This window comes from Mycolicibacterium sediminis, from assembly GCF_010731735.1.
In the GTDB taxonomy this organism is placed as follows: Bacteria; Actinomycetota; Actinomycetes; order Mycobacteriales; family Mycobacteriaceae; genus Mycobacterium; species Mycobacterium sediminis.
The window spans coordinates 4,711,624-4,723,697 of the sequence record NZ_AP022588.1; the positions used below are offsets into that span (position 1 = coordinate 4,711,624).

The window sequence follows — 12,074 nt, forward strand, 5'->3', positions numbered from 1 at the left end:
CGCACGATGGGCGCGTGACATCCGAGTCGGAGCGCGGCCTCTTCGCCGGGACCGCATGGCACTACGCACGGTACCGGCCCGGCTACCCGGACGTCTTCGTCGACGATCTCGTCGCGCGATTCCACCTGGACGGGACCGGACGACTGCTCGACCTGGGCTGTGGCACCGGCCAATTGACGATCCCCCTCGCCCGGCACGTCGCCGAGGCCGTCGGCCTGGACCCCGAACCCGAGATGCTCGTCGAGGCCGCCGAGCGGGCGCGAGTGGCCCAGAGAAGCAACGTGACCTGGACACGCGGCGGCTCCGCGGACCTTCCCGGCGGACTGGGCCGCTTCACCCTGGTGACCATGGGCCGCTCGTTCCACTGGATGGACCGCGAACGCGTGCTGACGGTCCTCGACGGCATGGTCGACGACGGGGGCGGCCTCGTCATCGCGAACGACGGTTGCCTCGTCCACCCGACCACGCCATGGCAGCGGGCCATCGACGACCTGCAGCATCGGTTCCTGCCGGAGTGGCCGGCGGCCGCACCGAACCCGGGCGACGCCGGAGGGTCGCACGAGGACGTCCTGGCGCGGTCGGCGTTCACGCGCGTCCACCGCAGGGTCGTCGAGTTCACCCGGACGTGGACTGTCGAGCAGGCGATCGGCTACCTGTACTCGACCTCGGTCCCACTGCGCGACCTGCTGGGCGACGATCGAGCGGCCTTCGAGCGGGCGGTGACCGACGCCCTGCTCGTGATCGAGCCGGGCGCGGAGTTCGTCGAACCCGTCGCCCTGGAGGTCCTGATCGCCACCAGGCCGTGACCCGGATCAGCCCGGTACGTACCCCGATCCTCGCACCCGTCGCTGCACGGCGGCGATCTCGCGCAGCCCGTCACCAAGCAGGCTGCGGTTCAGCGGGGAGAGCTCCGACATCGTGATCACGTCGCCGGGCGGGTGCCCCGCGGACAGCTGGTCGACCTGGTGCGCCATCCGCAGCCGCTGCAGCATGACGAACACGTCGGCCAGTGTCGTGGCGTCCGACTCGAGGATCGCGCCCGCCGACGCCGCGGCGCTCAGCCGCACCGGTGTCGTCGCCGACGTGACGTCCGCGGCGAGGCCACCCCAGCGGGCGAGGTTGACGATCGGCGTCACCGCATGGCTCTTGAGGTCGAACGTGCCACCGCGCCGTGACAGGACGTCGCGCAGCGACCGTGCCCGCACCCGATCGGCCAACGCGTTGAGCCGTTGCAGCCGAAGCGCATTCGGATGGTCCCGGCGCATCCGCCGGTACGCGGACGCCACCGTGTTCAGCGCCGGATCACCCCAGACGACACGGCCGTCGATCAGCAGCGACGACAGGATGAGACCGCGATCCCGCAGCGGATCGTCCAGCCAGCCGTGCGCCGCGGCGGTCCACTGGGATTGCGAGCGGGCGAAGTTCGGGTGGTGGGCCACTGCGCCGTTGGTGTCCCCCGGCAGGCCGCACCCGTCGAGGATCTCGTGGGTGCGCGCCGCCACGGCCCGCAACCGCCCTGCCTCGGGATCCAGGTCATCGCGCCAGGACAGGGCGCTGTCGACGTCCGAGGACGGCATCGCCTCGCGCCGGGCCACGCTGCCCAGCAGCAGCCACGCGAACCCGTCCGTCGGTGGCCGATCCTGCTCGGCCACCGCGAGCTGCAACGCCTTTCGGACCAGGCTGTCGGTGACGACGGAGACGATCGCACTCGTCGCCGACGCCTTCGTGCCGCTGCGGAAGAGGTCGGCGGCGATGCCGGACACGCGACCCCCGAGCGCCCACAGATCGTCCGCGGTGCGGGCCATGCCGATGGACCGTCGGAGCACGAAGCTCTGCCGGGCTGAGGCGGCGAGCAGGTCCGCGTCCTCGAGCACGCCGATCACCTCGCCGCGCGGGGTCACCACCGGCATGTGCCGCAACCCGCACTCCAGCATCTCCATCAGGACGCTTTCGGCGGTCAGATCGGCGGTGATCGTCCGGGCGGGTGCGCTCATCACCGACGCGATCGACACGTCGACGGGCAACCCCTGCGCGACGACGCGGGTACGCAGGTCGCGGTCGGTGAAGATGCCGAGTTCCCCGTCCGCGGAACGGATCAGGGCATACGACACCCCGCGCTCCGTCATCCGCACCACGGCGTCCCGGACCGACGTCTCGGGCGCGACCAGCAGCACCTCCCCGTGCAGGAGATCGGTCACCGGCCTGCTGTCGGTCGCCGGTGCCACGGTCGGCCGCTCCGCCGAACCGGCCGTCCACGCCGACGCCGCGAGGAACGCCAGACCCGCGGGCTTCGCGAACTGGGCACGGACCAGGCCGCCGGGCAGCCGGATCAGGGTGGTGGGCATCGTGGTGTGCGCCGCGAACTCCACGGACCCCGACGTGAGCAGCGGCGTGTAGCCGAACAGGCCGCCGGGGCCCACGGTGTCGATCACCGAACCGTCACTGGCCGTGAGCGACACCTGACCCGACCGCACCATCCACACTTCGTCGGGCACGTGCGCGGCGTAGTCCGCGACCAACGCGGACGCGTCCAAGTCGACGACGGTGCAGTCGGCCGCCAGGGCGTCGAGTTCGTCGACGGCCATGGCCTGGAACGGTGTGTACTTCGCCAGGAACGACGCTAGGTCAAGGTCGGCGTCAGGCGTTTCGGATGAGTTCGGCACACTTCTCGGCCATCGTCATGACGGTGATGTTCGGGTTCACCGCAGGCAGCTTCGGCATGGCCGAGGCGTCGACGACCCGCAACCGCGACACGCCCTTGACCCGCAGCTGCGGGTCGAGCACCGCCATGGGGTCGTCGGCCGCACCCATCCGCGCGGTGGCGGCCGGGTGGTAGACGGTGTTGTGGCACTGGTGCACGTAGTCGAGGAGTTCGTCGTCGGTCGTGGCATCGGGCCCCGGGGCCAGTTCGCGCGCCACCCACTCCGCCAGCGGCGACTGGGCGGCGATGTCGCGGGCCAGCCGCAGCCCCGCGAGCATGATCCGCTCGTCGTACCCGTCGGGATCGGTGAAGTAGCGCGGGTCGACCTTGGGCCGATCACGGAAGTCCCTGGTGCGCAGGCGAACCGTGCCTCGGGACTTGCCCTGCGTGACGTTGGGCGTCAGGCAGAACCCGTTGTCGGTGGTGGGGTAGCCGCGCCGCAGCGTGTTCATGTCGAACGGCACGCTGCCGTAGTGCATCATCAGATCCGGCTGGCTGACGCCCTCGTCCACGGTGGTGAACAGTCCGATCTCCCACCACTGCGTCGACGTGGTGACCATCGGGCGCGACGCCTCCCAGAACACGAGACCCTCGACGTGGTCGTCGAGATTCGATCCGACGCCCGGCGAGTCCACCCGGACGGGGATGCCCATCTCGCGCAGGTGTGCGGTCGGCCCGATCCCGGAGAGCATCAACAGCTTCGGGGTGTCGATGGCGCCGGCGGTGAGGATCACCTCGCGCCGAGCGGTCGCGACGTCGTAGCCGGTGAGGTCGGGGCGTTGGTAGCGCACCCCGGTGGCAACTGGTTGAGCGGAGCGAGGGGACGTGGGATCTGTGGCGTCGTCGAACAGGATCTCCGACACCCAGCAGCCGGTGCGCACCTCGAGGTTCGGCCGCGAGTCGAGGATCGGGTGCAGGTAGGCGTGCGAGCTGGAGTTCCGGATGCCGTCGTCGGTGGCGTTGATCTGGAACCAGCCCGCGCCCTTGCGCACAGTCTCGCCGCGGTTGAACGCGACGGTCGGCAGGCCCACCTTGGCGGCCGCCTCGAGTACCGCGGTGCCGCACGGATCGGCCGGCGGGACGTCCAGTAATCCGACCGTGCCCGTGAGACGCTGCACCAGCGGTGCGATCTCGGCCGGACTCCATCCTGTCGCACCCATCGCGACCCAGTCGTCGAGCGCTTCGGCGGGCGGCAGGAACGCGATGCAGGAGTTGTGCGACGAGCACCCGCCGAGGACCTTGGCCCTGGCGTGCCGCATGAACGAGTTGCCCCGCTCCTGCGGCTCTACCGGGTAGTCCCAGTCGTAGCCCGAGTCGAGCAGGTGCATCCACTCCGACAGCACCAGGATGTCGTCGTCGCCGACGTCGGAGGGCCCGGCCTCGAGCAGGCAGACGGTGACGTCCGGGTCCTCGGAGAGGCGCGCCGCGAGGGCGCAGCCCGCCGACCCGCCGCCCGCGATGACGTAGTCGAACGTGGCGTCAGGCATCCGGCAGCGCCGTCGCCGTGGTCTCCGCGGCATGGGACTTCAGCGTGCCGATGTGGTTGCGGCCCTTGATGAAATACCACAGCAGGCCGGCGCCCAGGATCACGCCGATGTAGACGAACGCGCCCCACGTGTTGTACCAGGGGTCGCCGTAGACCGCGGACCGCGGCCACGCGAGGTTCAGCGCCATGCCGACTCCCCAGACGACGGCGACGATGTTGACCGGCAGGCCCCAGCGGCCCATCGTGAAGTAGCCGCCCTCCTTGAGGTCCTTCGGCGGCCACTCGCCGCGCAGGCGCTTCTTGAGCAGCGGTCCCGTCACCATCAGGTAGGCCAGGTAGATCATGATGATCGCGATCGACGTCAGCACGGTGAAGATCTTCGGCTGACCGATGTTGATGACCAGGATGATCACCGAGATGACGCCGATGGTGACCGCCGGAATGATCGGCGTCTGGGTCTTCGGGTTGACGGTCGCGAGGCGCTCGCCGAACGGCAGTGCGTTGTCGCGTGCCATCGCGAAGGTCAGACGGATGGCGGCCGTGTGCACGGCCAGGGTGCAGACCGTCACCGCGATCACGATGCAGATCAGGAAGATCGTGCCGAGGGGGCCCCACATCACCTGCTCGACGATGTACTGCAGGCCGCCGGTGCTCTCGCCCAGTGCGGGGTCCTCCAGGTTCGGCGCGGCCATCACCGCGAACACCAGGATGCCGCCGCCGATGACGAACGACGCCAGGATCGCCCGGAAGATCGCCTTCGGGGCCGTGCGTCGGGGTTCCACGGTCTCCTCCCCCAGCGAGCTGGCGGTGTCGAAGCCGTACATCACGTATCCCGATGCGAGCGAGGCGATCAGGAACGCGGCGAGCCAGCCGCCGCTCTCGCCGGCGCCATAACCGTTGCTGGAGAAGAAGATGTCCGGCCCGCGCTCGACGTTCACCGCGAGCAGGACGACGATCAGCACCGCCGCGATCAGCTCGATGAACACGCCGGCGCTGTTGATCCGCGACATCAGCTTCACGCCGAGCGCGTTGATCAGCGTGGTGAACGCGATCAGCACCGTGCCCAGCAGGACGGCGTTGGCGGCGTAGTCGTACTCGCCGGTGCCGTCGCCGATGATCTGGAAGCCGCTCCACAGTCGCGGCAGGTTCAGCTGGTAGGCCAGCGCGACCGCCGAGATGGTCACGATCGACGCGGTCAGCATGAGCCAGCCCGACATCCAGCCGACCAGCCGGCTGCCGAGCTTCTTCGACCAGTTGTACACCGATCCCGCGACCGGGTACTTCGCGGCGAGTTCCATGAAGCACAGCGCGACGGCCATCTGGCCGACGAACACGATGGGCCACGACCACAGGTAGGCGGGACCCGCCGTGCCGAAGCCGAAGTAGAACAGCTGGAACGTGCCGGTCAGGATCGAGATGTAGCTGACCCCTGCGGCGAAGCTCGCGAACTTGCCGATGCTGCGGTCGAGGGACTCCTTGTAGCCGAAGTCCTCCATGCCGCTGTCACCGTGGGCACTCCCCGTCGCTCCGGGCGGTTGTTCGATCACCATGACGGACCCTTCCCTAACCCTTGAACCAGCCGGCCGGCATCGGCGCGGTGTTGTGCCAGATGTGCTTCATCTCCTGGTATTCCGCGAGCCCGGCGGGGCCGAGTTCGCGGCCGTTGCCGGACTTCCCGAACCCACCCCACTCCGCCGCGGCGGTGTAGTAGCCGAAGTCGTTGAGCCACACCGTGCCGTGCCGAAGCGCGCGCACCACGCGTTCACCGCGGGCGGCGTCGGACGTCCGGACCCCCGCCGCGAGACCGTAGTCCGTGTCGTTGCCCAGGCGGATCGCCTCGGCCTCGTCGGTGAACCGCTCGACGGTCAGGATCGGCCCGAAGGTCTCCTCGGTGACGATGCGCATCGTCCGGTCGCACCGATCGAAGATCGTGGGCAGGTAGTAGCTGCCGTCGGCGAGCGCGGGATCGCTCGGGCGTTCTCCTCCGACGACGAGCTTGGCACCCTCCGAGATCCCGAGCGCCACATAGGCTTCGACCTTGTCGCGATGCTGCTCGGAGACCAGCGGGCCGGTCTCCGACGCCGGATCCATCCCGTTCCCGACGCGGATCTTGGCGGCCCGCTCGGCGAGTGCGGCCACGAAGTCGTCGGCGATCGACTCCTCGACGATCAACCGGGTGCCCGCCGAGCAGACCTGGCCGGAGTGCAGGAACACCCCGGTCAGCACGTGGTCGACGGCCATGTCGAAACTCTCGGCGGAGTCGGCGGCGTCGGCGAACACGATGTGCGGGTTCTTCCCGCCGAGTTCCACCGCCACCTTGGTGACGTGTTCGGCGGCGACCCGGGAGATGGTGCGGCCGGTGGCCAACCCGCCGGTGAACGACACGAAGTCGACGGCCGGATCACCGGTCAGCGCATCGCCGAGCACGGCGCCGCTGCCCTGGACGAGGTTGACCACTCCCGGCGGGACGCCGGCCTCCTCGAGGAGGTGGACGAACGCGATCGTCGACAGCGGGGTGACCTCGCTCGGCTTCGCGACCATCGTGCAGCCCGCGGCGAGCGCGGGGGCGATCTTCCACGACATCTGCAGTAGCGGATAGTTCCAGGGCGCGATGAGGACGCACACGCCGATCGGCTCGCGCACGACCCTGCTGACGACACTGGCATCGCCGACGTCGACGAGGCGGTCGGACTGCACGCCGACCAGCTTCGCGTAGTACCGGAAGACCGACGTGACGTCATCGATGTCGATCCGGCTCTCCGCCAGCGTCTTTCCGGTGTCGGCCGTCTCGAGCAGCGACAGCGATTCCTTGTCGCGCTGCAACAGGTCCGCGACCCGGTCGAGCAGTGCGGCACGTTCGATCACCGGCGTCGAGGGCCACGTCCCGTCGTCGAAGGCCGTTCGTGCTGCCGCCACGGCTGCCCGGGCATCCTCCACGGTGGCTTCGTCCACGACCCCGGCGACGCTGCCGTCCGCCGGGTTGATGCTGCTGCGCGTGCCGCCGTCGGACGCATGGCGCCACGCGCCTCCGATACAGAGGTCAGGCTCGCCGTTCATCGGTCACCCCTTCGCGTTGCCGAGACGGGACACTACCCCGGCACGGAGCGCAACGAGAGGTGAACTAGTCGGCCGTCTTCTCCTCGTCGGAGACCGGCTCCTCGGCGGGTATCAACGCCTCCAGCGCCGACCCCGTGATCCTGCGGAACGCACGGCGCGGCCGGTTGGCGTCCAGCACCGCCACCTCGAAGACCGACGGCCCCAGCGTGCGCGGCTCTGCGCCGTTGCCGCCGGCACCGCCCCGCAGCGCGTCGACGGCGATCTTGGCTGCCTCCTCCAGGCTGGCGTTCTCCTGGAACGTGTCGTTGAGCGCGGTGATGATCGGTTCCGTGGTGCCGCCCATGACGACGAAGTGCGGCTCGTCGGCGATTGACCCGTCGTAGGTGATCCGGTACAGCTCAGGCGCTTTCGTCTCGCCGTAGTGCGCGACCTCGGCGACGCAGAGTTCGACCTCGTAGGGCTTGGCCTGCTCGGTGAAGATGGTGCCCAGCGTCTGGGCGTACACGTTGGCCAGCTGCCTGCCGGTGACGTCGCGCCGGTCGTAGGCGTAGCCACGGGTGTCGGCGAACTGGATGCCACCGCGCCGCAGGTTGTCGAATTCGTTGAACCGGCCCACCGCGGCGAAGCCGACGCGATCGTAGAGTTCGCTCACCTTCTGCAGCGAACGCGACGGGTTCTCCGCGACGAAGAGCACGCCACCGGAGTAGGCGAGCGCGACGACGCTGCGGCCGCGGGAGATGCCCTTGCGCGCCAGTTCACTGCGCTCGCGCATCGCCTGTTCGGGCGAGATGAAGTACGGGAAGCTCACAGGTCGACCTCACCGGGGTGGTTGGCCGAGTCGGGCCCGAACGTGTCGGTCCGCGAACGGCTTTGGATGACGTCGCGGGCGATGGCGGCGATGCGTTCCTCGCCGATCTCCTCGGCGCCCTCGGCCTCGATCACCACGGCGGTCGGGTAGATCCCGCGCACCAGGTCGGGCCCACCGGTCGCCGAGTCGTCGTCGGCGGCGTCGTACAGCGCCTCGACGGCGACGCGTAGCGCCGTGTCGGCGTCGGTGACGCGGGAGTAGAGCTTCTTGATCGACGACTTGGCGAAGAGCGAACCCGAGCCCACCGACTGGTAGCCCTCGACTTCGACGTTCCAGCCACCCGCCGCGTCGAACGACACGATGCGGCCGGCACCCCGGGGATCGGAGTCGTCGAGGTCGTACCCGACGAGCAGGGGCAGGGCCACGAAGCCCTGCAGGGCGGCTCCGAGGTTTCCGCGCACCATGATCGCGAGGCGGTTCACCTTGCCCGGGAACGTCAGCGGGACGCCCTCGAGCTTCTCGTAGTGTTCGAGTTCGACGGCGTAGAGGCGCGCGAACTCGACGGCGATGGCCGCCGTGCCCGCGATGCCCGTCGCGGTGTAGTCGTCGGTGACGTGGATCTTCTGCACGTCGCGACCGGCGATCATGTTGCCCTGTGTAGAGCGCCGGTCACCGGCGATCAGGACGCCGCCGGGGAACTTCAGCGCGACGATCGTGGTGCCGTGCGGCAACGCGTCGGAGATCGGTGGCACGCCGTGCAGTCCATCGTGGCCGGACGGCAGCAGATGCGGAGCCTGCCTGCGCAGGAGTTCCGAGAAGGACGAGGAGTCCATGTGAAGTGGGGATGCTCCGGAGATCGGGTGCGAGATGGCCAGCTTGTCGCTACTGGGCCAGGTCACTGTCCGCCCTTTTGGACGTACGCGCGGACGAAGTCCTCGGCGTTCTCCTCGAGGACGTCGTCGATCTCGTCCAGCAGGTCGTCGGTCTCCTCGGCCAGCTTCTCGCGACGCTCCTGACCCGCGCCCGATCCGCCGGTGGCGTCGTCGTCATCGCCACCACCGCCGCCACGCTTGGTCTGCTCCTGAGCCATCGCTGCCTCCTGCGTTGAATAGGCGGGCTCGTGAACTGCCCACCAGTCTCTTCACCCTACCGGTCGCCCGACCGATCAGCCGGGCTGCCCCGACGCGCGATTCGCCGCGCTCCCCGGGTCAGTTCGTCAGTTGAGCGACGAGTTCGGCGGCGCTGTCGACCGAGTCGAGCAGCGCCCCCACGTGGGCCTTGCTCCCGCGTAGCGGCTCCAGGGTCGGGATGCGGACCAGCGAGTCGCCGCCGAGGTCGAAGATCACCGAGTCCCAACTGGCGGCGGCGATGTCCGCGCCGAACCGGCGCAGGCACTCGCCGCGGAAGTAGGCGCGGGTGTCGGTGGGCGGGTTGTCGACGGCGTCTATCACCTGCTGCTCGGTGACCAGGCGGCGCATGGAACCACGGGCCACCAGCCGGTTGTAGAGACCCTTGTCGAGGCGGACGTCGGAGTACTGGAGGTCGACGAGGTGCAGGCGCGGCGCCGACCAGCCCAGGTTCTCCCGCTGGCGGAAACCCTCCAGCAGACGCAGCTTCGCGGGCCAGTCGAGGATCTCGGCGCACTCCATCGGGTCGCGCTCGAGCAGGTCGAGGACGTCGGCCCACGTCTCGAGCACGTGGGTGGCCCTGGGGTCGGGGTCGCGGGCGTCGACCAGCTTGGCCACGCGGTCGAGGTAGATGCGTTGCAGCGCAAGCGCCGTCAGTTCCCGGCCGTCGGCGAGCGCCACCGTCGCGCGCAGCGAGGGGTCTCGGCTGACGACGTGTACCGCGTGCACCGGCCGCGCGAGCGCCAGGTCGGAGAGGTCCAGGCCGTGCTGCGGACCCTCCTCGATCAGGTCGAGCACCAGTGAGCTGGTGCCGACCTTGAGGTAGGTCGACGTCTCGGCGAGGTTGGCGTCGCCGATGATGACGTGCAGGCGGCGGTACTTGTCCGCGTCGGCGTGCGGCTCGTCGCGGGTGTTGATGATGCCGCGCTTGAGCGTCGTCTCGAGGCCGACCTCGACCTCGATGTAGTCGGCGCGCTGGGTCAGCTGGAAGCCGGGCTCGTCGCCGGACGCACCGATGCCGACGCGTCCCGACCCGGTGACCACCTGACGCGACACCAGGAACGGCGTGAAGCCGGCGATGATCGCGGAGAACGGGGTCTGCCGCGACATCAGGTAGTTCTCGTGCGTCCCGTAGGAGGCGCCCTTGCCGTCGACGTTGTTCTTGTACAGCTGCAGCTTGGCGGCACCCGGCACGCTCGCGACGTGCCTCGCGGCCGCCTCCATGACGCGCTCGCCGGCCTTGTCCCAGATGACGGCGTCCATGGGGTCGGTGACCTCGGGCGCGGAGTACTCGGGGTGGGCGTGGTCGACGTACAGCCGCGCGCCGTTGGTGAGGATCATGTTGGCCGCGCCGACCTCGTCGGCGTCGATGACCGGCGGCGGTCCGGACGCGCGGCTGAGGTCGAAACCCCGCGCGTCGCGCAGCGGCGACTCGACCTCGTAGTCCCACCTGGTCCGCTTGGCCCGCTGGATCCCGGCTGCCGCGGCGTAGGCCAGTACGGCTTGCGTCGACGTCAAGATCGGGTTCGCGGTCGGATCCGACGGCGAGGAGATGCCGTACTCGACCTCGGTACCGATGATCCGTTGCATGAGGTCAACCCTAACTACCCGCGTTCGCTTGCGGAGACCGCGGTTGATTGGTGCAGTAGTCGACGATGAGTACGCCGTCGACGCAGACCACCCCGTTCCGCGGGCTCGCCGGGTGACGGCCCCCGTCCCGGCGGGTGATCGGGTCGCCGCCGAACAGTGGTTCCTGCGCTTCGGCCTGCCGTCGGTCCTCACCCCACGGGCGCGCTGGCGGCGGCTGTGGTGGCGCAGCGCGCCCGCCCTCACCGCGCTGGCCACCGTGGCCGTCGCCGTCCGGATCGTCACCGTCGCCTCCGGCGGCGGCTACATCGACATCGACAACGACCCGACACCCGCCGAGTGGTTGATCGTGGCCATCCTTGTCGTCGTCCTGCCGCTGGCGGGCGCGGCCGCGTGGTGGACCTCGCGCATCGCCACCCGGCGGGGCCGCCGCATCGCCCTCGGGGCGTCGCTGCTGGTGTTCGCCGTCGTCGACGCCGCGGCGGGCAAGCCCGCGGCGATCCTCGCCGAGGTGCTCTCCACCGCCGCGGCGGTGGCCGCCGTCCTGCTGTTCAACGGCAGCGGAGCGGGATCGGTGGTGGGCTGGTCCATCCGGCTCACGCTGTCGCACCTGAAGTCCGTCGGCGCGCTGTTCACCCGCGCGCTACCGGTGCTCCTGCTCACCGTGCTCGTCTTCTTCAACGGCCCGGTGTGGTCGATGGCGACGACCATCGGCCGCGGCAGGCTGTGGCTGCTGATCGGGTTCATGGTGGTGCTGGCCGGGATGTTCCTGTGCACGGGCGTCGTCGAGCGCGTCCGGCCGATGCTGTCGGCGCACGCGGTGCGCGACGTCGACGTCACCCGGCTCGAGGACACCCCGTTCGCCGCCCTGCCGGATCCGGCGGAGGGCACCGACGCTCCCCTGTCCCGCGGCGAGCGCGCCAACGTCGTGTTCGTCGTGGCGGTGTCGCAGTTCGTCCAGATCGCCGCGGTCGCCGCCGTGACGTCGGTGATCTTCCTCATCATGGGCCTGCTCGCGCTGACCCCGCAGCTGCTGACCCGGCTGACCGTCGACGGGTCCTGGCAGGGCACCTGGATGGGCATGACGCTGCCCATCCCGCAGGCGCTGATCCACGTCTCGATGTTTCTCGGCGCGTTGACGTTCATGTACGTGAGCGCCCGGTCGGTGGGCGACGGCGAGTACCGCAAGCAGTTCCTCGACCCCCTCATCGACGACCTCCGCGCCGTCCTGGTGGCCCGCAACCGCTACCGGGGGTACGTCACGCGGCTCCATCGCGGGCTGTGACGGATGGCAGAATCGGCGGTGCG

Annotated in this window: 10 protein-coding genes; 2 read left to right on the plus strand and 8 right to left on the minus strand. The window is 69.8% G+C overall.

Going from position 1 to position 12,074, the window contains the following annotated elements; genetic code table 11:
• Positions 1–14 precede the first annotated feature (14 nt).
• Positions 15–806: a class I SAM-dependent methyltransferase gene (locus G6N64_RS22570; RefSeq protein ID WP_163799949.1), complete on the plus strand. Its 792-nt coding sequence runs from the start codon at positions 15–17 to the stop codon at positions 804–806.
• 6 nt (positions 807–812) lie between these two features.
• Here G6N64_RS22570 and G6N64_RS22575 read toward each other — a convergent pair whose 3' ends face one another.
• From G6N64_RS22575 to dop, 8 genes are all read right to left on the minus strand, one after another.
• On the minus strand, positions 813–2,585 hold the full coding sequence (locus tag G6N64_RS22575) for a putative nucleotidyltransferase substrate binding domain-containing protein (RefSeq protein WP_163799956.1): 1,773 nt from the start codon (positions 2,583–2,585) through the stop codon (positions 813–815).
• A 52-nt stretch (positions 2,586–2,637) separates the two neighbouring features.
• Positions 2,638–4,188: a GMC family oxidoreductase gene (locus G6N64_RS22580; protein ID WP_163799958.1), complete on the minus strand. Its 1,551-nt coding sequence runs from the start codon at positions 4,186–4,188 to the stop codon at positions 2,638–2,640.
• Positions 4,181–5,737, minus strand: a complete 1,557-nt coding sequence (locus G6N64_RS22585) for an APC family permease (RefSeq protein ID WP_163799960.1) — start codon at positions 5,735–5,737, stop codon at positions 4,181–4,183. The genes G6N64_RS22580 and G6N64_RS22585 overlap by 8 nt, the downstream gene beginning before the upstream one ends.
• Before the next feature lie 13 nt (positions 5,738–5,750).
• On the minus strand, positions 5,751–7,244 hold the full coding sequence (locus G6N64_RS22590; protein ID WP_163799962.1) for an aldehyde dehydrogenase family protein: 1,494 nt from the start codon (positions 7,242–7,244) through the stop codon (positions 5,751–5,753).
• Between the two features lie 64 nt (positions 7,245–7,308).
• A complete protein-coding gene (gene prcA / locus G6N64_RS22595) occupies positions 7,309–8,052 on the minus strand; it encodes a proteasome subunit alpha (RefSeq protein WP_163799964.1) in 744 nt (247 codons plus the stop codon).
• On the minus strand, positions 8,049–8,951 hold the full coding sequence (gene prcB / locus G6N64_RS22600; protein ID WP_409370773.1) for a proteasome subunit beta: 903 nt from the start codon (positions 8,949–8,951) through the stop codon (positions 8,049–8,051). The genes prcA and prcB overlap by 4 nt, the downstream gene beginning before the upstream one ends.
• Positions 8,948–9,142, minus strand: coding sequence for a ubiquitin-like protein Pup (locus G6N64_RS22605; protein ID WP_163799966.1), 195 nt, complete (start codon positions 9,140–9,142; stop codon positions 8,948–8,950). The genes prcB and G6N64_RS22605 overlap by 4 nt, the downstream gene beginning before the upstream one ends.
• A 118-nt stretch (positions 9,143–9,260) precedes the next feature.
• A complete protein-coding gene (gene dop, locus G6N64_RS22610) occupies positions 9,261–10,769 on the minus strand; it encodes a depupylase/deamidase Dop (RefSeq protein WP_163799968.1) in 1,509 nt (502 codons plus the stop codon).
• A gap of 112 nt (positions 10,770–10,881) precedes the next feature.
• On the opposite strand from dop, the gene G6N64_RS22615 reads away from it, so the two are divergent.
• Positions 10,882–12,051: a hypothetical protein gene (locus G6N64_RS22615; RefSeq protein ID WP_163799970.1), complete on the plus strand. Its 1,170-nt coding sequence runs from the start codon at positions 10,882–10,884 to the stop codon at positions 12,049–12,051.
• Positions 12,052–12,074 lie beyond the last annotated feature (23 nt).